22 protein-coding genes and 2 pseudogenes are annotated in these 21,704 nt (G+C 68.3%); 13 read left to right on the top strand and 11 right to left on the bottom strand.

Translation table 11 applies throughout. The features are described 5' to 3' along the window. The first annotated feature begins 246 nt into the window (after nt 1–246). Nucleotides 247–609, top strand: coding sequence for a type II toxin-antitoxin system RelE/ParE family toxin (locus ACWEVS_RS31935; RefSeq protein WP_452554424.1), 363 nt, complete (start codon nt 247–249; stop codon nt 607–609). Next, nucleotides 606–923 carry a helix-turn-helix domain-containing protein gene (locus ACWEVS_RS31930; protein ID WP_449916150.1) on the top strand — a complete coding sequence of 106 codons (318 nt, stop codon included), beginning with the start codon at nt 606–608 and terminating at the stop codon, nt 921–923. The genes ACWEVS_RS31935 and ACWEVS_RS31930 overlap by 4 nt, the downstream gene beginning before the upstream one ends. A gap of 43 nt (nt 924–966) precedes the next feature. Here the strand turns inward: ACWEVS_RS31930 and ACWEVS_RS31925 are convergent. From ACWEVS_RS31925 to ACWEVS_RS31895, 7 genes and pseudogenes are all read right to left on the bottom strand, one after another. After that, nucleotides 967–1,350, bottom strand: a pseudogene (locus tag ACWEVS_RS31925) (hypothetical protein); the annotation flags it as partial. A gap of 401 nt (nt 1,351–1,751) precedes the next feature. Then, nucleotides 1,752–2,312, bottom strand: a complete 561-nt coding sequence (locus ACWEVS_RS31920; protein WP_449916153.1) for an SMI1/KNR4 family protein — start codon at nt 2,310–2,312, stop codon at nt 1,752–1,754. Nucleotides 2,313–2,838: 526 nt separating this feature from the next. After that, a pseudogene (locus tag ACWEVS_RS31915) lies at nt 2,839–2,937 on the bottom strand (helix-turn-helix domain-containing protein); the annotation flags it as partial. A 147-nt stretch (nt 2,938–3,084) separates the two neighbouring features. Next, entirely contained in the window at nt 3,085–3,723 is a 639-nt protein-coding gene (locus ACWEVS_RS31910; RefSeq protein WP_452554423.1) for a hypothetical protein, read from the bottom strand. Nucleotides 3,724–4,276: 553 nt separating this feature from the next. Beyond that, entirely contained in the window at nt 4,277–4,690 is a 414-nt protein-coding gene (locus tag ACWEVS_RS31905) for a hypothetical protein (protein WP_449930123.1), read from the bottom strand. Between the two features lie 260 nt (nt 4,691–4,950). Next, on the bottom strand, nt 4,951–6,039 hold the full coding sequence (locus ACWEVS_RS31900) for a hypothetical protein (RefSeq protein ID WP_452554422.1): 1,089 nt from the start codon (nt 6,037–6,039) through the stop codon (nt 4,951–4,953). A gap of 267 nt (nt 6,040–6,306) precedes the next feature. Then, nucleotides 6,307–7,119 (bottom strand): hypothetical protein, encoded by an 813-nt coding sequence (locus ACWEVS_RS31895; RefSeq protein ID WP_452554421.1) that lies wholly within the window; start codon nt 7,117–7,119, stop codon nt 6,307–6,309. A 226-nt stretch (nt 7,120–7,345) separates the two neighbouring features. Here ACWEVS_RS31895 and ACWEVS_RS31890 point away from each other — a divergent pair, with 226 nt between their 5' ends. Then, nucleotides 7,346–8,119 carry a L,D-transpeptidase gene (locus ACWEVS_RS31890; protein WP_452554420.1) on the top strand — a complete coding sequence of 258 codons (774 nt, stop codon included), beginning with the start codon at nt 7,346–7,348 and terminating at the stop codon, nt 8,117–8,119. Nucleotides 8,120–8,767: 648 nt separating this feature from the next. Here ACWEVS_RS31890 and ACWEVS_RS31885 read toward each other — a convergent pair. Continuing rightward, complete coding sequence (locus ACWEVS_RS31885) at nt 8,768–9,736, bottom strand: phosphotransferase family protein (protein WP_452554419.1); 969 nt, start codon at nt 9,734–9,736, stop codon at nt 8,768–8,770. Between the two features lie 220 nt (nt 9,737–9,956). Between ACWEVS_RS31885 and ACWEVS_RS31880 the strand changes: the two genes are divergently transcribed. Further along, nucleotides 9,957–10,751 carry an inositol monophosphatase family protein gene (locus ACWEVS_RS31880; RefSeq protein ID WP_452554418.1) on the top strand — a complete coding sequence of 265 codons (795 nt, stop codon included), beginning with the start codon at nt 9,957–9,959 and terminating at the stop codon, nt 10,749–10,751. A 111-nt stretch (nt 10,752–10,862) separates the two neighbouring features. On the opposite strand, the gene ACWEVS_RS31875 is transcribed toward ACWEVS_RS31880, so the two are convergent. Beyond that, nucleotides 10,863–11,627 (bottom strand): neutral zinc metallopeptidase, encoded by a 765-nt coding sequence (locus ACWEVS_RS31875; RefSeq protein WP_452413205.1) that lies wholly within the window; start codon nt 11,625–11,627, stop codon nt 10,863–10,865. A 484-nt stretch (nt 11,628–12,111) separates the two neighbouring features. Here ACWEVS_RS31875 and ACWEVS_RS31870 point away from each other — a divergent pair, with 484 nt between their 5' ends. The 8 genes from ACWEVS_RS31870 to ACWEVS_RS31835 all read left to right on the top strand — a co-directional run bounded on the left by ACWEVS_RS31870 (nt 12,112) and on the right by ACWEVS_RS31835 (nt 18,747). Then, nucleotides 12,112–14,604, top strand: coding sequence for a sensor histidine kinase (locus tag ACWEVS_RS31870; protein ID WP_452554417.1), 2,493 nt, complete (start codon nt 12,112–12,114; stop codon nt 14,602–14,604). After that, nucleotides 14,601–15,032, top strand: coding sequence for a roadblock/LC7 domain-containing protein (locus ACWEVS_RS31865; protein ID WP_354916897.1), 432 nt, complete (start codon nt 14,601–14,603; stop codon nt 15,030–15,032). Before ACWEVS_RS31870 ends, ACWEVS_RS31865 begins: the two co-directional genes overlap by 4 nt. Beyond that, nucleotides 15,029–15,427 carry a DUF742 domain-containing protein gene (locus ACWEVS_RS31860; RefSeq protein WP_354916900.1) on the top strand — a complete coding sequence of 133 codons (399 nt, stop codon included), beginning with the start codon at nt 15,029–15,031 and terminating at the stop codon, nt 15,425–15,427. The genes ACWEVS_RS31865 and ACWEVS_RS31860 overlap by 4 nt, the downstream gene beginning before the upstream one ends. Next, a complete protein-coding gene (locus ACWEVS_RS31855; protein WP_354916903.1) occupies nt 15,408–16,007 on the top strand; it encodes a GTP-binding protein in 600 nt (199 codons plus the stop codon). Before ACWEVS_RS31860 ends, ACWEVS_RS31855 begins: the two co-directional genes overlap by 20 nt. 451 nt (nt 16,008–16,458) lie before the next feature. Further along, a complete protein-coding gene (locus ACWEVS_RS31850; RefSeq protein WP_449930104.1) occupies nt 16,459–16,686 on the top strand; it encodes a hypothetical protein in 228 nt (75 codons plus the stop codon). Beyond that, on the top strand, nt 16,683–16,832 hold the full coding sequence (locus tag ACWEVS_RS31845; RefSeq protein WP_449930102.1) for a hypothetical protein: 150 nt from the start codon (nt 16,683–16,685) through the stop codon (nt 16,830–16,832). The genes ACWEVS_RS31850 and ACWEVS_RS31845 overlap by 4 nt, the downstream gene beginning before the upstream one ends. A gap of 44 nt (nt 16,833–16,876) precedes the next feature. Next, nucleotides 16,877–18,100 carry a sensor histidine kinase gene (locus tag ACWEVS_RS31840; protein WP_452413208.1) on the top strand — a complete coding sequence of 408 codons (1,224 nt, stop codon included), beginning with the start codon at nt 16,877–16,879 and terminating at the stop codon, nt 18,098–18,100. Next, nucleotides 18,088–18,747 carry a response regulator gene (locus tag ACWEVS_RS31835; RefSeq protein WP_452554416.1) on the top strand — a complete coding sequence of 220 codons (660 nt, stop codon included), beginning with the start codon at nt 18,088–18,090 and terminating at the stop codon, nt 18,745–18,747. The genes ACWEVS_RS31840 and ACWEVS_RS31835 overlap by 13 nt, the downstream gene beginning before the upstream one ends. A gap of 87 nt (nt 18,748–18,834) precedes the next feature. On the opposite strand, the gene ACWEVS_RS31830 is transcribed toward ACWEVS_RS31835, so the two are convergent. Continuing rightward, on the bottom strand, nt 18,835–19,323 hold the full coding sequence (locus tag ACWEVS_RS31830; RefSeq protein ID WP_452554415.1) for a YcxB family protein: 489 nt from the start codon (nt 19,321–19,323) through the stop codon (nt 18,835–18,837). 23 nt (nt 19,324–19,346) lie between these two features. Here ACWEVS_RS31830 and ACWEVS_RS31825 point away from each other — a divergent pair, with 23 nt between their 5' ends. Next, nucleotides 19,347–19,697: a hypothetical protein gene (locus ACWEVS_RS31825; protein ID WP_452554414.1), complete on the top strand. Its 351-nt coding sequence runs from the start codon at nt 19,347–19,349 to the stop codon at nt 19,695–19,697. Nucleotides 19,698–20,070: 373 nt separating this feature from the next. Here the strand turns inward: ACWEVS_RS31825 and ACWEVS_RS31820 are convergent, their stop codons facing one another. After that, nucleotides 20,071–21,690 carry an amidohydrolase gene (locus ACWEVS_RS31820; protein ID WP_452554413.1) on the bottom strand — a complete coding sequence of 540 codons (1,620 nt, stop codon included), beginning with the start codon at nt 21,688–21,690 and terminating at the stop codon, nt 20,071–20,073. Nucleotides 21,691–21,704: the final 14 nt, after the last annotated feature.

The raw sequence follows: 21,704 nt of genomic DNA, 5'->3' as shown, positions 1-21,704 counted from the left end.
TGTCCGATGACAGGGAGCGCACCGCGCACCAGCCTGTTGAGATCGTGTGTCGCCTATCGCTGACGTTCCTGGGTGGCGCGGTGTCGGTAGGAGCGCGGTCCTGCGTGCAGACATGGCATATCCGTCTTGAGTTGGCAAGGGCCGCTCCTGGCCGAGAGTGGCTGCATCCAGTCTGGGCTTCGAGGTTGACCGCGCCCGGCCGGTTCTGCGCTCTATGGATGTATACCATTCGCTATACTGCATCATGTGGCCGCCGAAGAATGGGACGTCTACATCGTCGATGAGGTGCGTGAATGGATCGAGCAACTCGACGACGCGACACACATGCGCGTTGTGCAAGCGATCGACGCGCTCGCCGATGGAGGGCCAAGTCTGGGACGGCCGCTGGTCGATACGATCACCGCGTCACGGCTTCAGAACTTGAAGGAGCTCCGACCGGGTACCGTGCGCATCTTGTTCGCTTTCGATCCGTGGCGATCAAGCATCCTGCTGGTTGCGGGTGACAAGGCAGGGCGATGGAACGCCTGGTATAGGCAGGCCATCCCGCTCGCTGAGCAGCGCTATGAGACCTATCTGAAGGAACGTCAGGCGGAGGAGGGCAGATCATGACGGGATACGCGCGTTGGAAGGACATTCGTGCCGAGCACATTGAACGTGCCGGTGGCGAGGAAGCCGTGGAGGCGGGCAAGCAGGAACTCCTCGCCAAGGTGCAAGGACACCGGCTCGCCGAGATCCGTCGCGGTCGCGGGCTGACCCAACAGGACATCGCGCAGCGCATGGGGGTTACCAAAGGGCGCATCTCACAGATCGAGCAAGGAAAGATCTCTGGGCAGGATGTTCTCGCCCGGTACGCCATCGCCCTCGGCGGTCGGCTCCATCAGTCGATCTACTTCGATGACGGTGACATCGCTGCTATTGCCTGAGATTCGAGCGAGAGAACCCTTTCGTCTGGGTCCACTGTTGATGTCACACGGTCGAGTCCAGGCTGATCGACCGTGCATAGCTCCTCTGGCGAGGCGGTCGAGCTTGCGTGCCACCTCGCGTTGGCGTTCGTCGGTGGAGTGCTGGTAGATCATCGCGGCGCGTGTGCTGGAGTGGCCATGCAGTCATCAGCTCGCGGATCGAGGCGCCGGCGTTGGCGGCAAGGTTGTTGCCGGTGTGCCGGAGGTCGTGAAAGTGGATCTTCGGTAGGCCCGCGTCTTCGAGTGCGGTGTGCCAGACACGGCGGTTGAAGTTGCTGTTGCAAATCGGGCCGTCGGCGGGTCCGACGAACACCAGTCCTTCGTCACCCTCCTGGGCGAAGTCCTTCAGGTGGGCGCGAAGCTGATCGATGATCAGCTCGGGGATTGCGACTGTTCGTTTGCCTGCTGCGGACTTGGGTCGTGAACACCAGCCCCTTGCCGGTGATCTGGATCAGCTGGCGTTCCACGCGGACGGTTCTGGCGTCGAGGGTTGACATCACGTGGTTGAAGGCCGGCCAACTCGCCCTATCGCAGGCTTGCGAACGTGCCGAGCAGCACCAGGGCACGGTATCGCTGCTCGATGACCTCAACGAGCTTGTAGACCTGGGAACCGAGACGATCAGGCGCTCGGCCGACTTCTCCTGTCCCGCGCCCTTGAAGCGGCATATGTTGCTTCAGAGTCGGCAAGGAGCACTCTTTCTGGGTGATGACCGAATAGTAGTCGGCGCAGTGGTGAGGGCCGGATTCGAGGTTGTGAACGTAGGTCACGCCGGAACGACGGAAGGGATGTCAACTCGGGTATCGCATTTGCAGCTCGTCCATTGCGAGGTCCCAGAAGGACCTGTAACGGTTAGCGCCGGGTTTCCACGGCGCGAGATACCAGGCTTCCCATTCACCGTCAGCGGCGCGGATGTGGGGATTGAGGAGAGCCACTCCGTCATCCCAATATCCGATCAGAAGGGTGTCGGGCACATACTCCCCTCTGTAATGGATGGAGTCCTGTTCCAGTCCGTAGACGAAGTAGAGCTCGTCGGGCACGCTCCATGAGTTCTCCCGCTTGGGTGCTGACCAGCTCTCGGCGATCGAGGGATCGGCATCACGGAGCCAGCCGACTTCTTCGACCCGCAGTAGGCAGCAGTCATCGTCGCTGCCCCATCCGTTGGCGAACAGGAGAAACTGCCGGTAACTCGGGGGCAGCTCCACACCTAGCCGCTCTTCAAGCTCGCGAACCTCTGCTTCGGTAGCCGGGGGATACAGATTGCCGAGTGGACTGACCGCCGGGTGATCAGAACTTTTGGTCACCTGATGTCTTGCAGGGAAGCGTTCAGGCCATGCGTACTGGGCACTCATGGCGAAGAAGATATCCCGTTTCGAGTGGCTGCTGCACTTGCAGCACAAAGCTAGGGCTGCCCCTCCCGATAACCTCCAGGTGTGGGACATACGCGAGATGATCAAAGCATGGCTCTATCGATGCTCAGCATCCCCGAAGGTCACCCAGCACACCGGACCACAGGAGCGCCACCCTCCTAATGCGGTGCTCTTTTGGCTGTCGCGCGGCTTCCGTTCTTCGGGGCTGGCGGGCCTGCGGTACGGGTCCGCTTGCCATCAGATGACGAGGCAGGCCGTCGGCCGGAGCGCTGTGTACAGCAGCGGGATACAGCAACACCGTCTCGCGGGAGCACACGTCACCAGACCGTATCTACCGCGTGACCAAGGCGAAGAGTTCTCCGCGTCGTGACCAGCTCCCGTTTGCAAGCAGGATGTCAGGAGTTCGAACCTCCTAGGCTCCACTCACAGAAAAGACCAGGTCAATCGCCGGGGCTTTTCATCTCTATTGGGGTCGTTTTCGCGGTCGTGCCCGTTGCGTGCCCGATCAGCGCCAGGCGGTCGTGGTGCCGATGTCGAACCCCGCGGCGATTTCGGCGAAGGTCTCGCCCTTGCGCAGGTAGACCAGCACCAGTAGGGCCTGCCGGCCGCGGTTGAGGCGCCGCTTGGTGGAACTGATCGACAGGCGGTGACGCCGCAGGCACTCCGGCCAGGTGGCTCAAATGGCGGCAGGCCACGGTGACCTCTGATCGGACAGGCGCAGGCATGCGGCTTTATGCGCGATGCCGGGCCATGTTCATGACCCTTGACTGAGAGAGCCCACCGGGCGCTCGGGGCATTCCAGGCAGACGAACAGGTAGAGCGATCCAGCGTCCTGGATCACGAGATCCGTGGGCTCCCGTATTTCCAGAGGGGCGTGCGGAGCGAGCAGCGGACGCTCCTCGATAGGAGCCCAACGCTTCCCACTCTCGATGTCGAACTCCCGACTAGCAATCGTCAGCAGATGCGCCATCTCATGGCCTTCACTGCAGTCGACTTTCTCAGGATCCTGAATCCAGTGCACCCAGCCCCCGACCTTGCTGCCTGGAGCACTCGAGAGGTGTGCGAAATAACTCCACTCGTCAGAGTGGGGGAATTCATCTTCCCATGCCCAGATCCGATTCCTGAGGTCAGCGGGAAGTCCCCAGCCAGCAGGGTATTCCTTTACACGCTCCGGCGACAGCATGCAGGCAGTAGGGAGGTACGAGTCGTCGCTGGCAGGATCCGGCGCGGGGATCTCGATGAGGAGATCGCCGACCGCTTCCGCCTTCCGCCAGCGCACGATCGTGTGCGGATGGAAGTACGGTTCATGATTGAGCGGGCACCACAGCACTTGGAGGGTGTCGGCGTCATCAGGGAAGGGCAGCTCGGGAACATCTCGAGCAAAGAGCTGCATGACGGGAACCAGCGGAAGCGGGTCGCATCCTTCTGAAGGGTCATGAGTCTGCGGCATGGGGCAGATAGGCCACAGCTCATCCGCAGGCCACAACACCGGCCCTCCAATAGAGCTGTCTGTGGCGGCCGGCATCCCTCGACGCGGATGCAGCCGAACTGTGGTTCTGCGTTGTTCTGCCAGTTCAGGGAAGACAACCGCTACATCGAACGGCTCCGTGGGCGTTGTTAACCTCATGCTCAACACTCCGATCACAACAGAGAACGTCGTAACGGCACACCGTAGAGCAGAGGACTGCCAGAAGGAATCCCTGGTCCAGGTTGAGATCGTCGTGCCATTAGCGTGCCATTAGCCGGGGTAACGGGGGGTCAAATCACATTCACTCACACCCAGTCTGCGGCCACGCGCCCACGAGCCAAGAGTCATGCAATTCCCAAGCTAACGGCGCGGGCTCGATTCAAGTCAGTCTTCGGACTTCATAGTTTTCAGTATGGCCGCATCATGCTGTGGCGCAGGCCATATCTGAAGGTAGTGGTCATCTACTGAGCAGCGCTCTTCATCCATTCCTCGGACGTGGTACCGAGCGGTACGTACCGGGACCAGAAAGCAGTGTGGAAAGGCTGTGCGCCTTTTCATCGTCCCAATCCATGAGCCATCCCACCAGAAATACCTCGCTCGACGGGGACTCGTAACTGATCTCCGCGATGTCCTCATAGCCGTCAAAGTCGGCGCCCGGACCTCGGTCGGCGACAGTCACCGTGAAGGGAATCACGCCCCACTGTGTGGCGATGTTCAGGCTGGCGACGCCTCTCCCCTTTACTTTAATGAGCCCAATGGAGTGAGTCGGTGAGTCATCTGGCCTGTCGGCGGCCTCGTAGTCCCCCCGATCCAGGAGATAGACCTGACCGCAGTCCTCCACCTCCACATCCATCCGTTTCGTGTGCACGACAGAAGGCTCGTTTCTGCTCATGGGTGGGAAGCACAGAGTCCGTCAGTGACAATTTCGGCCGGCCGGAGTGTAGTGGGATTGATCAAGGGCCGCGAGGCACACTGAGCCATTTTCATCGTGGTTGACGGGCGGTCTCGGTGTAGTGCAGGACGAGGATGGCGTGCACGATCGCGGTCGCGTGGCGGGGGGCAGCGGCGCTGCTTGGTCAATGTCTTCCCGGCCTTGAGGGTGGCGACGGCGCGTTCGCCGAGTGCCAGGGCCTTGGCATGGAGCCCATCGACTCATTCCCTGTACGGCAGGTTCCACAGGTGGAGGGTGGTCTGGTCCTTGGAGACCGTGTACCAGGCGCCCTGCCCCGCCGATCGGGGAGATCCCGAGACGGAGAAGGGGTAGGCGATCCGGCCGCGCAGGGTCATCGTGCGTGGGTCGACAAGCCAGTGGCGGGGGACCTCCGCGTAGTACTCGGTGCCGACCACGGCGGTGTCGTCGTATGGGAACGCCGCCTCGTAGTCCCACCGAGCGCGGTCGTCGTCCTCGTTTGAGGGAGGGGTCACGGCTTCCTCGGCGTCCAGATGCCGCAGTTCCATGCCGTCCTCCGCCCGGTGCAGGTAGAGGGCCCACTGCCCCAGATCCGTGGTCAGGAAGTACTCCCCGGACGGGCTCACGCAGAGGAGGACCTCCTCGAGGAACCGCTGGACAGCGAGCCTCGCGCCATCCCAGTGTCCCCACAGCACGGGCGAGTTCTCCTCGCCCTCGCCGACAGTCAGCCCCATGTACGCCGGGTTCGGGTGGGGAAAGTGGGCGGAGCCCGATCCCACGGTCATCGTCTCGGCCCGGGTCAGCACCATGCCATCGGCGGGGTCGACGATCAGCCATTCCTCCTTGGCGTCGCGCCCCGCGCGGTTGCGGATGTGGGCCCAGAGGAGCTGGCCGTCCGAGGAGAAGGCCGCCGATCCGCTGTCCGCGTGGCCGTGGTGGTAGTCGTCGGCGTACTCGGAGAACGAGGCATGGGTCTTGATGCACGCGGCGGCGGACCAACAACCGTGCCGGATCTCCCACCGCACGGCGCCGGTCGGATCCACGGCTCGTAGCGCGTGCACGCCGGCGAACACGGCGAGGTCATCCGTGGGAGAGACGGCCACCGAGCCGTACCGGCGAGGCCAGGGCGCGGGGAAACGGACCTCTGTCTCATCCCCGTCCAGGTCGCGGACGGCCAGCTCGGTGTCCCCGCGCTGCACCAGCAGCCTGCGCCCGGGCCAGTGCAGCACCTGCGGGGCGTCCGCCGACGCGGGGTCGAGCGGACCGGTGGCGGTGGCCACGAGACGAGCGGCGAACTGGTTGGAACCCCCATGGACAGCATCGTTTGGCACAGTCGTATGGTTTCACGCGCCTCGGATGGTGCAGATGACCTGAAGTCAGCCGCTTTGCCCAGGGTTTCTGATCGGCTTTGGTTGGCCACCCGTCACACTCGGGCAGGCGATGCGAGCTTCTACAGCTCACGCCCCTTGATGGTCGTGCCGTTGCGTGCCATTGAGGGCGGCGAGCAGCGGTCAATCGTCGGTCGTGCAGTTCGAGGCCGATACACCGGAGGGCCCGGATCGTGGTGATCCGGGCCCTCCGTCGTTCGGTGTCGTGTGTCAGCCGGTGACCGGGATGTCGGTCTTCACCGGCGTCGGGGTGGGCGCGGGCTTGGGCTGGTCCTGCGTCTCCGGGACGGTCTCGTCCCACTCGAGCCAGTCGCTGGTCACCGTCTCGCGATCTCCCTTACCCGGGTGGGTGGGGGCCGGCGTGTTGCTCGGCGTCGGCGTCGAGGTGGGCGTCCGCGAGGGAGTGGGGGTCACCGTGGGGGTCACTGTGGACGTCGCGGTGGGTGTGGAAGTCGGAGTGACCGTCGGGGTGGGCGTCTGGGAGGGGGTCACCGTCGGCGTGGGCGTCTGGGACGGCGTCACCGTCGGGGTGGGCGTCTGAGAGGGGGTCACCGTCGGCGTGGGCGTCTGGGACGGTGTCACCGTTGGGGTGGGCGTTCCAGAGGGGGTTCCCGTCGGCGTAGGGGTCTGGGTGGGCGTGGGCCCACACTTGACCCAGAACACCTTGTGCTTGGGCGCGCCGTGCTTCCCAGCGAATGTCCAGAACAGCTTGTAGTGCCCGTTCGGCAGGGTCATGTCGACGGTACGGCCGTGCCCGTCCTCGTCGAGCACGAGGGTGCCGCTCTTCACAGTGGTCCGGTCACCCGTGGGCGGCCAGGACTTGATCTCCCAGCTCACCTGCTCGGCCGCGTCGAAGTTGAAACCGACCAGGTAGAACACGCAGACGTGCGGCTCGTTGCGCTGGTCGTCCTCCGGCGTCGTCCATTTGTGGATCTTGACGTCGCCGTTGTCGCCGGGCGGCTTTCCCTGGACCGCTCCCGCTGAGGCCGTATTGGAGACGGCGAGCACTGCAAGCGCCGCCACTGCGAGCATGAGCGCCGCTGCGATCCAGCGACGTACTGAAGAGAGACTAGGGGGTGTCACGAGCGCACCTCGGGAGTTATGAGTGAGCTAGAGCCTCATAGGACTCATCTGTGTAAAAATGTCACACCCGCTGGCCCCGCGTGTTCAACCGTTCCAAACCGTTATCTAGCTGGCCAGATGGTTACGCGTTCGTGTCGCATGTGTCATAGCACTTCAGGAGCCGATCGTGCCGCTCGCTGCCCCCCGCCGACTCATCGGCGCCGCGCTCGTCGCCATGAGCGTCGTCGCCTCGTCCCACGCCAGCGTTGCCGCATCGCCCGTCGCCGCAGGCGCCTCGGTCACGGCGGCCGCACTTCCCGCGGCCACCACGTTCACGGAGCTGAGCGGCCTCCCGCAGGACACCGACACGTACGGCAAGCTGAGCGGCCTCGTGGTCCATCCCGCACGCACGGTGGCCGTCTACGCCCAGCCCGGCGGCACGCCCGCTGCCACCCTTCCGGCGAAGCAGCTCGGCAGCCAGACCTGGGTCCCAGTGGTGGAGGCGCGCAAGGGCTGGTACCGCGTGCTCCTGCCCAGTAAGCCCAACCACGTGACCGGCTGGATCAAGGCCACGGGCCTGAAGAAGGCGCGCAGCCGCTACCGCGCCGTCGTGAAGCTGGGCACCAGGCAGCTGACCGTGATGAACGCGAACAAGAAGCTCGGCACCTGGACGGTGGCCGTCGGCGGCCCTGAGACGCCCACCCCGGTGGGCAGGACCTTCCTGCTGGCCCTGATGTCGCCGAAGAAGAAGACCTACAGCCCGCTGATCCTGCCGCTCGGCACACACTCGGCGACGCTCGACACCTTCGGCGGCGGTCCCGGTACGGTCGCCTTCCACGGCTGGCCGGACCGGAAGGTGTTCGGCAAGGCGGTCACGCACGGCTGCGTCCGGGTGCCTGCTTCCGCGCTCAAGGTGCTGGCAGGACTGCCTCTGGGGACTCCGGTTCTGATCGCTCCCTGAGGGTGAGGGCGGCGGCCGTCGGATCCTCTCCCATGCACCTGCGCGAGCTCGTGCGTGTGGCGGAAAGAGACGACGGCGGCGTCAGCGACGGTCAGCACTCTCGCGGTCGTGGGCGTCGGCGATCTTCTGGTCGGCGTCACGCGTGGCGTGCTGGTGGATGAGCGTGGCCCGGTCGCTGTCATGTCCCATACGCGCCTTGCGATCGGCGAGACTCGCGCCGGACGGCTGCGTCACGCCGTTCCGCGAGGTCAGATCCTTACCGGTAAGGGGCAGGTCACGGGCGGGAGCCGCGCGCAAGTCTTCCCGCCTGGCTTGCCGTTGGGTCGGCTCCAGAACTCAGAGCTTGGTCCAAGCCCGGTGTCGCGTGCGACCGACCACGTTGATGATCGAGGTCACAAAGCCGATCCCGATGCCGGTCCACATGTGCCATGACGGCCATGGCTTGCTGAGATCCGATAACGCCAAGCTCAGTCCCGATGCCACCCATCCAAGGTCGAAGATGGTCAGAACCAGGCAGGATCTGTACCAGAGAGATCGCCGATATTCGTCCACGGGGCAATGTCCCACGAACGGATCACGGCCAACAAGGGCCCTCCGGCGGGGCGTTCCGGCTCCGGGAGGATCGCGAGGCGGTCCCGCCTCCAGGGTTCACTGTCCGATGCCCCACAACACCTGGGCGAGTTCGGTCAGGTCGGTGATCTCGCGCAGGTCCAGGGGGGTCCTCTCGAACACCTCGAAGTCGTGCAGGAAGGTGTAGACGAGCATCTCCTCGGCGAAGCCGGCCGAGACCGGCCAGTTCGCGTGGCGCAGCGCCGTGGCAAGCAGCTCGCGATCGGCGCGGAAGGTGTCCAGGTGCAGTTGCACCAGACCGTAACGAAAGTCGCCCGCGTACACGTCGTTGAAGTCGAGCAGCCCGGTGAGCGCCGTGCGCTCGGGGGCGATGAGCAGGTTCTCGCCGTGCAGGTCGCCATGGACGAACTCCGGCGTCACGCCGCCGAGCAGGTCATCGACGTCAGGCAGGAAATCGTCGACCGCGTCGAGCAGCCGGGGGGACAGGTAGCCCCAGGTGCGATGGTCGGCGACCGTCTTCATCCTGCGTTCGCGCAGCACGTCACCGAAGGCCGCCGAACCCGGGCGCAGTATGTCGGCGCCGGTGAGTGGGACCTCCCTTAGCCGCCCCAGCAGCGTGCCGACCTGCGCGGCCAGCTCCAGCTCGGTCGCGCGGTCCGCCTCCGCGACCACCTGCCGCCATGACTGTCCGGTGACCTCGGACAACACGAGGAACGGCCAGCGCCAGCCGGGGGAGTCCTGCAGCAGCTCGCCACGCCCGAGCAGCTGGGGGACGGGCAGCCCGCACCCGGCGAGCACCTCGTAGGCCTCGGATTCACAACGCAGACTGTCCGGGCCGCACCAGTACTCGCCGTACAGCTTCACCACGATGCCGTTGTCGCCGACCAGCACCGGGTTCGTGCTTTCGCCCGGGATCCGGAAGGTGCTCGGTTGGGGGAAGCCGAGCGATTTCAGGCCGTGCCTCGCCCAGGGGGCCCAGAACGCGAGGTCGTTGCGCCGGGCGGCGTACGACTCAGCCGACTGGATTTCGCGCAGGTCGGGGAGCATGGCCACCAAATTAGAGGCCCCGGCGGCCGGTGAGGAACCCGATTTTCATGGTCAGGCCCGCGCTCGTGCTCCTTTCTCGGGGCGACGATCGGGAACGGCTCGCGGGCGACCCCTGCGCGCGGCGCGATTCACGGGTTCCCGTGCGAATGGCTGGTGAGTCATGGTGCGCTGAACCACATCTGGGCCCATACCGGAATGGCGCAGGGCTATGGTCGGGGTCATGTGGATCGACAAGGTGACCGAGATACTCCTCGACGCCGCCGAGATCGCGATCACCCCCCGGTTCCGGGCGCTGGCCGATGGCGAGGTGGCCGAGAAGTCGCCCGGCGAGGTGGTCACCGTGGCCGACCGTGAGGCTGAGGAGCTGATCAGCCGTGGGCTGCGCGGAGTGGTGGATGCCCCGGTCGTCGGCGAGGAGGCGACCGCCGGTGATCCTCGGCTGCTCGAGGCGCTGCGGGAGGCGCCGGCGGCCTGGCTGGTCGATCCGATGGACGGAACCTCGAACTTCGTCGCCGGTCGTCCCGAGTACGCGGTGATGGCGGCGCTGGTGCGCGACGGGGAGACGGTCGCCGCGTGGGTCGTACGGCCGGCCGACGGCCGCGTCTATGTCGCCGAGCGAGGGTCAGGGGCCTGGCGGGACGGGGTTCGGGTGCGCAGGGAACCCGCTCCCGCCGATCCGGCCGCACTACGCGGGGCGGCACTCACCAGGTTCCTCGATCCGCCGGCGAGAGCACGGGTGGAGGCGGCAGCGCCTCGGTTCGCCGTTCTGGGACCGGGCACGGGCTGCGCGGGCGTGGACTATCCCCGACTGCTGGACGGCGAGCAGGATTTCGTCCTGTTCCACCGGACCCTGCCGTGGGACCACGCCCCCGGCGTCCTGCTGCTGACCGAGGCGGGCGGTTTCGCGCGCCGTCCCGATGGCAGCCCTTATCGGCCGGCCGACCCGCGCCCCGGCTTGCTCAACGCCGCGGACGTGGAGTGCTGGAACCTCGTGCGGCCCCTCCTGCTGGTCTGATCTGCCGGGATTGTCAGGTCGGCGCGGTGCGTGCTCACGCAGAAAGGTGGCCGGGCTGACGTGCGTCACCCCTGCGCGTTGACGACCGACCCGCATGGCTCGCGAGGGCGGTCAGGCGACCTTGGACGAGGAGGCCGTCCAGGTGTTGCACACCTGCGGGGACGTCGCACGGAAGCCCTTGTCGAGCCAGGCGGCGATGTTGTGCCCCTTGCCATGGGTGACGTCGCCGCTCTTCCGCATGATCTCCCGCAGGACTTCCCAGTCCTCTTCGTCGCGATCCTTCAGGGAGTCCCAGACGCTGCCGATGAACATCCCGCTCAAGCATTCCGCCTGCAGCTCGACGCGGCGGCTCTGCTCGTTCAGTTCCTTCTTGTTCCGGTACGGATGACGGTCGTAGGCGTGGTCGATCCCGGTGAGGTACTGCACATGGTGCCCGTACTCGTGCGCGACCAGACGGAACAGGTACAGGTCGGATGGGTCTTCGAGCAGGGAATCGTCCAGCAGCACGAGGAAGCGCTGCTCGGCGTAGCAGTAGGTGGCCGAGGCGTTGCCCCAGGCGTCTCCGCAGTACTTGCGTGGTTTGGTGATGAATCCGATCCTGGGCCTGGTGAAGGGCAGGCCCGCCCGCTTGAAGTGCGCGCCCCACGACCGGTTGAGACAGTTCAGCACCGCGATCAGGTACCGCTTGGCGGCGGCGGCGTCGTTCGGCTGGACATCGCGCTCCGCGCACCGGCTCGCCTGGAGTTCGCCCGTACGGTACAGCTCGTTCGCGGTCAGCGCGCGGTCCTTGATGGGGTAGGCGGACGCCGCGGGTGCGGTGCCGGATAACAGCAGGCAGGCGAGCACGGTCGCGGCGAGGAGGGGAGCAGGACGCATGATCGGCATCCTAGAGGGAGACGGAACCCCGCTCGGTGGCCGCCGAACAGGCCCTCACGCGGGCAATCGTCTCCCGCGCCCGCGCGAGATCCGACCGGCCGCCTGACGCAGAGCCGCCCCGCCGGAACCCCTCCGCCCCGCCCGAACACCACCGCCCCGCCCGAACACCACCGCCCCGCCGGAACCCCACCGCCCCGCCCGAACACGAGCCCCGCCCGAACACGAGCCCCGCCCGAACACCACCGCCCCGCCCGAACAGCGCTGGCCCGCGCGCCGCAGGGCCCGCGGCCCGCGGCGATGTGACCGCTGGTGGGCCCTCAAGCCCGCCCGTGCCCGGAGGTCGGCGATGTTCGCACGGGACGGCGACGCGGCCGGGTGGACCGCGACGTGCGCAGGTGCTCGCGGCCGGGCCGGTGAGGCGGGGGCTTTCGACGCAACTTGCCGTATGGCTACTATCGGGCCACCTCTTTTGGTGATTTTCGTCATGACCGCACCGATCGGTGAGGAGAGTGTCCTGCACGTGGCTGGATGGGGCAGGGGCGGGCGACGACGAACGGGAATCGGCGACGGGACCGGGTTATCGGAGTCGACCGGCAGCGGGCCGCGGCGACTGGCCGGTGCCCGCCGGCTGCCGTTGCGTACCGTGCTGCTCATCGTGGTGTTCGTGCCGAGCGTGACCTTCGCTCCGCTGCTGGCGTCGGGCATGTTCCAGCTGTCCAGCCAGTGGCGGGCGGAGAAGGCCCAGATGGATCTGGCCACCACGACCGTCGGCAGACCCGCGGCCAACCTGTTCCTCAGCCTGGACCAGGAGCGGCGGCTCACCGCGGAGGCGCAGACCGACCCCCGTGGCGCCGCCCGCGACAAGCTTGCCAAGCAGCGCGCGGTGACCGACCGGGCCGTGAGCGCCTTCCGTCCGCTGACCTCCCTGGACACCGCCAAAGGACCGGACGGGCTCTCCGAGGCCATCGCCCGGACCGTACGCGACCTCGGTCTGCTCGACCAGCAGCGCCGGGCGGTCGACGACGGCTGGTCCAGCCCGCAGAAGGCGTTCGACTACTACAGCGGCGTCCTCGAGTCGGGCCTCGGCGTCCTGACCGTTCTCAGCCACACCGACCACGGCGAGGTGAACAGCAAGGCGGAGACGCTGATCGACCTTTTCTGGGTCGTCGACATGCTCGGCCGCGAGGACGCCGTCCTGGCCCGTGGCTGGGAGAGCGGGCGCCTGACCAGGGAGGAGTACGCCCTGGTCACCGACGCCATCGGCACCAGGAAGCACCTGCTGCGGTTCCGGGTGATCCCCCATCTCCTCGACAACGAGAGCCGGTACGCGACGCTGACGACCAGCAAGGCGTGGGAGACCATGACCGCTCTGGAGGGGCGGCTGGTCGCTTCCGGGGTCGGCGCCGAGAGCGACAAGGTGACGCTCCGCGAGGTCGGTCCCGCGTGGCGCTCGTCGGTGGACACGGTCAGCGCGCAGCTGCTGCAACTCCTCAGCCTCCGGCTCGACAACGTCAGCGCGCTCGGCTACGGCCACGCCGACCAGCTCTTCGTGATCTTCATCAGCATCACCAGTGTGGGCCTGCTCGCCCTGGGCCTAGTGATCGTCACCAGCTGGCGCCTCACCGCCATTCTCCGCCGGCGCATCCTCCATCTGCGCGAGGACGCCCACCACCTCCAGGAGCGGCTGCCCGACGTGGTCGCCCGGCTGGAGCGCGGCGAGGACGTCGACGTGGACGCGGAAGTACGCACGGTCGAGCCCACCCCCGACGAGCTCGGCGAGCTCGGGCAGGCCCTCAACCTGGCCAGTCGCAGCGCGGTGTTCACCGCCGTACGGCAGGCCGAACAACACCGCGGCTTCCAGCGCATGCTCCAGCGCATCGCCCGCCGTACCCAGATTCTCATTGGTCTTCAGCTGAAGAAGCTGGACGAGCTGGAACGCAAGCATGAGGACCCCGAGGTGCTGGAGGGCCTGTTCGACCTGGACCATCTCACCGCCCGGCTGCGCCGCTACGAGGAGAACCTGGTGATCCTCGGCGGCGGCCAGCCGCAGCGCCGCTGGCGCAAGCCGGTACGGCTGCTCGACGTGCTGCGCGCCGCGCAGGGCGAGGTCCAGGACTACCGGCGGATCTCGATCGACGTCGAGGGCGAACCCTGGGTGGCCGAGCGCGCGGTGGGACCGCTGGTCCACGTCCTGGCGGAACTGATGGAGAACGCCACCACCTTCTCCAAGCCGCTGACCCCCGTCGAGGTGCGGGCCGCACCGGTCAGCCGGGGCATCGCCGTGGAGATCGAGGACCGCGGCCTGGGCATGGAACCCGAGCAGTACACCGCCGCCAACGCCCTGATGAAGTCGCCGCCGCAGCTCGATGTGATGACCCACGCCGACGACGTGCGTCTCGGCCTGTACGTGGTCGCCCGGCTCTCCGCGGGGCTGGGTCTCCAGGTGGAGCTGCGGCCGTCGGCCTTCGGCGGCACCCGTGTCATCGTGCTGCTCCCGGAACCGCTGGTGGTGGACCGCCCTCGTGCGGTCCCCGAGCCTGTCGCCCTCCCCGAGGAGGTCGGGCAGGACGCCACCGGTCCGCAGCCGTACCCGCGGGAAGGTACGGCCGGTCCCCGCCCGCCCCACGAGGACGCGCAGTTGCCGACTCGCTCCAGAGGGCGCGCGATGGCCTCCGTGACGACGCCCGCCGGCGGATCACCGGATCGGGACGACGCGCAGCCGCCGGCCGACCGCAGGCCGCTGCCCCAACGGGTGCGCCAGGCCAACCTGGTCACCGAGCTCAGGCTCCCGGCGGACCGGGATGAACAGCCCGACCAGGAGAGCTGGGCCCTCCGCGACCAGCCCCGCCGATCCAGTGCCACGATCGGGGCGTTCCAGAGGCAGTCCCGCAGGCGCCGGACCGGTGAGGACGCCGCCCAGCCCGGGCCGAACGGAACCCCCGACCCCAGTTCCCCTACGACGGAAGATCGAAGATGACGCAGCGCACCACCGCCACCGACACGGACCTGGACTGGCTCCTGGACGGCCTGGTCGACCAGGTCGCGGGCACCCGGCACGCCATCGTGCTGTCCGACGACGGCCTGGTGATCAGCCGGTCCCGGACCATCGAACGCTCGGACGCCGAACGCCTCGCCGCGATCGCCACCGGCCAGCAGAGCCTGGCTCGCGGTGTCGGACAGCTTTTCAGCGGCGGACCGGTTCACCAGGTCATCATCGAGATGGCCGACCTGTGGCTGTTCGTCACAGCGGCGGGCCGCGGCACCCATCTGGCCGTCGTCGCCTCCCAGGAGGTCGACGCCGAACTGATGACCGTCGCGATGCACACCCTGGTCCAGCAGGTCGGCCAGAAGCTGGGGACCGGCACGCGTACCCCGCGGCCCGACGATGCGGGGAGACACGGATGAAGCACTGGACGGAGGGTTTCGACGACGATCACGCCGACGAGACCCTTGTCCGTCCCTACACGATCACCGGCGGGCGGACCCGCTCCGAGCGTGACGATCTCGCGCTGATCACCCTGGTGACGACGATGTCCGAGGTCTCTCCGGAGACCGGTCGCGGCCTGCGGAGGATGCAGCCGGAGCACCGCACCGTTCTCGCGCTGTGCAAGCGGCCCCTGGCGGTGGCCGAGGTCGCCTCCGCGCTGAACCTCCCGGTGTCGGTGACCAAGATCCTCATCGGTGACCTGATCGAGGCCGGTCAGCTGCGGGCCCGGCCACCGCTGGCCTTCGCCCAGGCGAGTGGGCTTCCCGACATGGCAATCCTCGAGGCGGTGAGGGATGGGCTACGCAAGCTCTGACCACGGGGGCGCTGCCCCCCTGGCGGTGAAGATCCTGATCGCCGGTGGTTTCGGCGTCGGGAAGACGACCCTGGTCGGCGCGGTGAGCGAGGTTCCTCCCCTTCGGACGGAGGAGTACCTGACCCACGCCAGCGTCGGCGTCGACGATCTGGAAGGGGTGGGCGACAAGGCCACCACCACCGTCGCGCTGGACTTCGGGCGCATCACCATCAGCGGCGAGCTCGTGCTCTACCTGTTCGGCACCCCCGGACAGGAACGCTTCTGGTTCATGTGGAACGACCTGGTCAACGGAGCGATGGGCGCGGTCGTCCTGGTCGACACCCGCCGGCTGGACGTCAGCTTCGCGTCGATCGACTTCTTCGAGAGCCGCGGCATCCCCTTCGTCGTCGGTGTCAACTGCTTCCACGGCGTCAGGGACCGGACCCCTGAGGAGATCCGCAAGGCGCTCGATCTGGATCCGCAGGTGCCGCTGGTGCTCTGTGACGCCCGCGACCGTACGGCGGGCCGCGACGTGCTGCTGGCGCTCATCGACCACCTGATGGCCGGTCAGTCCCGTACGGCACCGCACCCCGTGGCCTGACCGGCGCCCGCTCGGGGTTCACGTTGTACGGTGCGGAGGAGGAGGGCGGACGCCATATGGGAGACGAGCAGATCACGACCATCGGCCGATGTCATGGATGCAAGCGCACCTTCGGCTACATCCCCGCGACTGTCATGACCGCCACGATCGACCCCGAGACCGGGCTTCCTCCGGACATGACGGTGTTGGGCACCCACCGTGAGCCGACACCGGGAGCCCTGGCCAGATCCGTCAAGGCCCCCATCTGCCCTGACTGCGTGACCAGGGCGAAGCAGTTCAGGGATTCGATGCGGCCGACGCCGTTCGACACATGGCCACCAGGCGACCCGGATCGTGACGATACGCGGTCCTGACGGCCGCGACCGAGCCGCGCCTACTACAGCGGGCTGTACCGTCCATCCGGCGGCGGGCGGGATTCTCCCGGACGGCGGGCGCTTCTAGCGTGGGACTCATGAGCGATCTGTACCGAATTGACCCCGCGATCCGCCCGCCGCACCGCCCTCGGACGCGGCGCCGTCTGCTCCGTGCCCTGCTCTGGGTGCTGGTGGTGGTCGGTGTGACGGTGAACCTGGTGTCCAACATCGCCATGGCCGGCGATGTGACGCTGGTCGGGCTGGCGGGCGGCGTGGCGGGCATCGCGGGCCTGATCGCCCTCGCCGTCGCCGGACGCCGTTCGTGACCTCTGCCGTCAGCCTGCACCGGGTGACCAAGGCGTACGGCGAGGTGGTGGCGCTCGACGAGGTCTCCCTCGCCTTTCCCCGTGGCAGGTTCGTGGCGGTGACGGGGCCGTCGGGCTCGCGCAAGAGCACGCCGTGGTGTTGGTAGTGTGCCGGGCCATGGAGCTTCCTGCCCGAAAGATCCTTCGTTAGGTGGTACTGACGTATCTGTGGCGGTGCATCCGCTACCACCTGGTGCTGCTGCCCTCCGCCATGGCGACGGTGATCGCCCTGCCGCTCCTGGTGATAGCCGTGCTGGCTCCGGGCGGTCTGGTGGCGGTTCCGCGCATGATGGCGATCCTGCGCAGGTGGGCCGAGTGGAACCGGGGGCGGGCGGCGGCGCTCCTCGGCGTCACGGTGTCCCCGAGGGAAGCACGCCTGCCGAAGGGCGTCGGCGCCCAGCTGCGGGAACTGCTCCGGAGTCCGGAGAGCCGACGCGACCTGCGGTGGGCCGTGCGGCACGTCGCGACGGGCATACCCACCGGACTGGCCGCCCTGACCGTCGTCGGCCTCGTCGTGAACGCCGTCCTGGAGGCGCCGCTGTGGTGGCTGTTCCCCGCCGACGACCCGCTGCGGCTGATGGTGGCGTTCCCGGTGACGGGATGGTCGCAGGCGCTCGGCCTGGGCCTGGCGCAGATCGTCGTGGGAGCGGCGCTCACCTGGCGGATCGTGCCGAAGCTGGCCCGCATGCACGCCGACGCCTGCCTCGCCGCGCTGGCGCCGTCCTCGGAGGACCGGCTCGCCGCGCGGGTCGACGAGCTGACCGAGAGCAGGTCGGGCGTGCTCGACGCGCACGCCGCCGAGCTGCGCCGGATCGAGCGCGACCTGCACGACGGCACCCAGGCCAGGCTGGTGGCCATCGCGATGCGACTGGGCGTGGCCAGGGAGGCGCTCGGCGACGACAGCGGGACGGTCGGCAGGCTGCTCAAGGAGGCCCATGAAGGTACCGAGGCGGCGATGGCCGAGTTGCGCCAGGTGATCCGCACGATGTACCCGCCCATCCTCGCCGACCGGGGGCTGGCCGGCGCCCTGAACGCTGTGGCGGCCCAGGCGGGCCTGCCCGTCGAGGCGGACCTGGACGACCTCGGGCCGGTCCCCGCCGCGGTCGAGACCGCCGCCTACTTCATCGTGTCCGAGGCGATCACCAACGCCACCAAGCACAGCGGTGCCACCCGGGCGACCGTACGGCTGGCCCGGAGAGACGACACCCTCCACGTCGAGGTCGCCGACGACGGGCGGGGCGGCGTCGACGAGAGGCGTGGCACCGGCATCGCCGGCATCCGTAAGAGAGTCGCCGCCTTCGACGGGGCCGTGGGCGTCGACAGCCCGCCGGGCGGCCCCACCACCATCACCGTGGAGCTGCCGTGCGCGTCGTGATCGCCGAGGACAACGTTCTGCTGTCGGCCGGGTTGGAGCTGCTCCTGGGCAGCAAGGGCATCGAGGTGTCCGCGGTGGTGCCGGACGCGTCCGGCCTGGCCGACGCCGTCGCCACGCACCGGCCCGATCTGGTCATCGTGGACGTACGGCTCCCGCCGTCCTTCCGGGACGAGGGCATCAAGGCCGCCGTCACGCTCCGCCAGGCCGACCCCGCCCTGCCGGTCCTGGTCCTTTCTCAGTACGTCGAGCGGCTCTACGCCCGCGAGCTGCTCGCCGACGGCTCCGGAGGAGTGGGATACCTGCTCAAGGACAGGGTCAGTCGGGTGAGCCAGTTCATCGAGGATCTCCGGCGGGTGGCGGCGGGCGGCACGGTCATGGACGCCGAGGTCATCTCCCAGCTCATGATCGGCCGCAGGAGCGGCCTCGACATGCTCACCGGCCGCGAGCGTGAGGTGCTGGCGCTGATGGCCCAGGGCCTCAGCAACACCGAGATCGGCCAGCGGCTGACGGTCACCGACAACGCGGTGCACAAGCACATCGGCAACATCTTCGCCAAGCTCGGCCTGCCGCCTTCAGACGGCGGCCATCGCAGGGTTCTCGCCGTGCTGACCTTCCTCGACAACCAGCGACCGCCTTCTCCGGCCTGACCGGCGCCCGTGGTACCCCGCGTGAAACGCAACATCCACGACAGGGGGAGCGGGCCACCGGGGTCCGGCTGTCTCCCGCTGACGACGTTAGGCTCTCGCTGGCCGGCGTGCTTCCTCCCTGACCGCGAAGAGCCCGTCGAGTTCGGCCTGCTGTCCGTCGCTGAACGCGCGTCTCGGGAGGAACCCCGTGAACTGCCTGTTGACGAAGAACAGCCAGAACTCGGGAGTGGTCTCGATCCGGCTGAAAAGCGACCACCGCGTCGCGGTGGTGGACTGGTCGGTTCGCGTCTCGTAACCGTCGCCGGTCACCCGCAGCGTCGTGGGGACGCAGAGGTAGGTGAGCTGCCGCTTCGCCATCCGGCGGATCGCCACGCTCAGCACGAGGGGGAAGGCGACGGCGCCCGCGAGCATGCCGGCTCCGAGCCCGACGGCGCCGACGGCGAGGCACGCCAGCCCCGACGCGGCCAGGACCAGCGGCACTGCCAGGGAGACGAGCTTGAGCTGCCGCATCACGCCCTGCTGGAGCGCTCGTGACACGTCGTCGGGTGTGGGTTGGTAGCTGATGGTGAAGTCCATGGTGCAGACCATCATTCGGGGTCGTGCGGGGACTCGCAAGATCGCCATGTCTGATTGTCTATGGGCATGACACGCTCGAGGATGAAGCGCTGGTTCGCCGCACACCCGTCGGCGGACAGGTGACGGACCGGTTCGGCAAGGCGGTCGGCCAGCTCGCCTCCGACAAGCTCGAGGAGCGGCTGGGCGGCATTCACGCGTTGGAACACGTGATGTCCGAATCGGCGGTCGATCACACGGCGGTCATCGGTGTCCTGTGTTCCTTCGTCCGGGCGCGCACGATGCGCGAGAGGAACGCGGAAGGGGATACGTCGCCGAGGACGACGATCCGGAACTCGCCTGGATCGAGCTGCCCGCTGACGTCGACGCCGCGATGACCGCCCTGGCCCGCAGGCCCAGGAGGGACGAGCCGAACCGGCCCGATCTGCGGGCGGCGAAGCTCGTCGGCCTGTCCGCGCGGAGCATGGACTTCTCCGCTCCACCCCGGTTGACCAGGATGTTCCTCACGTCGGCGGATCTGCGGCGGGCGGACCTCCGGGGCGCGGACCTGGGGCCTGCCCGCCGCCCACGCGATGGCCGTCCGCGGCGGACACCTGAAAGACCGCCCGGCCGCGGAGCCGCCCCGGCAGAACCCGGGGACGGCCCCTCGGCAGAACCCCGGGACGGCCCCACGGCAGATTCCGGGGACGGCCCCACGGTAGAACCCCGGGACGGCCCCGCCCACGGCGTCGGGTGGGGCCGTGCGCCCGGTCAGCTCCGCTGGTGGACGACCTCCCCGCCCACGACGACGAGGTCCGCCCGGACCCCCGGGATCTCCGCCACCGGGATCGCGAACAGGTCGTCCGAGAGAACCGTGAAGTCGGCCAGCTTGCCCGGGGTGAGCGAGCCCCTGTCGTGGTCGCAGAAGTTGGCGTAGGCCGACCCCAGCGTGTACCCGCGGATGGCCGTCTCCAGGCTGACCGCCTCCTCCGGCATCCACGCGGGTCCACCCGCGAGCCCCTGCCGGGTGACGGCCGTGTAGATGCCGACCATGGGGTCCATCTCGGCCACGTTCCAGTCGCTGGAGAAGGCCAGGACGGCGCCCGCCTCGTGCAGGGAGCGCATCGGCCACGCCTTGGCCCAGCGGGCCGGCCCCACCGCCTCCGCCCAGTCGCGTCCCGGCCCGGCGATGTCGGGGGAGCAGTGCCGGGGCTGCATGCAGGCCACGACGCCGAGCTCGGCGAAGCGCGGCACGTCGGCCGGGTCGAGGCATTCCACGTGGACCACCTGGTGGCGGGCGTCGCGCGGGCCGTTCACGCGCCGGGCGTGCTCGACGGCGTCGAGGACCGTGCGGATGCCCCGGTCGCCCGTGGCGTGGACGAACGCCTGGAAGCCCGCCGCGTCGAGCGAGGCCAGCAGGTCCGCGAACTCGCCGGGCGGGTAGAACGTCTCGCCCCGGTGGTCGCCGTGCCCGCAGTACGGCTCCAGCAGCGCGGCGGTGAGCGGCTCCACGACGTCGTCGATGTAGAGCTTGAGCGGTCCGACGCGCAGCCGGTCGTCGTCGTAGGCGGCGGCCGCCCGCGCGAAGTCGGCCAGGTCAGCGGCGGACGTCCCCCGCGGGTGGAACAGCGCCGCGATCAGGCGGGAGCGCAGCCTGCCCTCGGCGCGGGCGCGCTCGAACAGCCGCAGGTCGTCCAGGGAGTTCTGCGGCTCGACGATGGTCGTGATGCCGTGTCCGGTCGCCATGTCGAGGCTGGCGAGCAGCCGGGCGTACTGCCGGTCGGGGCCGGCCCACGGCACCCCGAGCGCGGCCAGCGCCCGATGGCCCTCCCGGGACAGCCCGCGCACGGCGAACTCGGTGACGAAGCCCGTCGGCGTGCCGGTGGCGTCCACCTGGGCCACGCCGAACGGCAGCTCGGTGTGGTCGCGGTCGATGCCGAGGCGACGCAGGGCGGCGGTGTTGGCCCACAGCGTGTGCACGTCGTAGCCGAACACGATCGTGGGGACGGTGCCGGTGAGGGCGTCCAGGTCGGCGGCGCGGGGCAGGCCGGGGACGGCCGTGTAGTCGAAGCCCTCGCACTCGATCCAGGTGGCCTCGGGGTGCTCGGCCCGCCACGTGCCGATCCTGCGGCCGATCTCGGCCAGGTCGGCGGCCCCCGCGAGCTGCACGCACGCGTCGTCGGAGCCGAGCCGTACGTGGTTGTGCGCGTCCACGAAGCCGGGCAGCACCAGGCGGCCTCCGGCGTCGACGGTCTCCGCCGCCGCGGGCGCGTCGGCGTCCGCGCCGACCCACACGATCCGGCCGTCCCGTACGGCCAGCGCCTGCGCGCGGGGCAAGGCGTCGTCGACGGTGTGGATCCTGGCGTTCCGCACGGTCAGATCGGCGGTCATCGTTGTCCGTCCTC

It is taken from the genome of Nonomuraea sp. NPDC003754, from assembly GCF_053605785.1.
The sequence above is the reverse complement of the archived record's forward strand: the minus strand, read 5'-3'. Positions and strand labels throughout refer to the sequence as shown.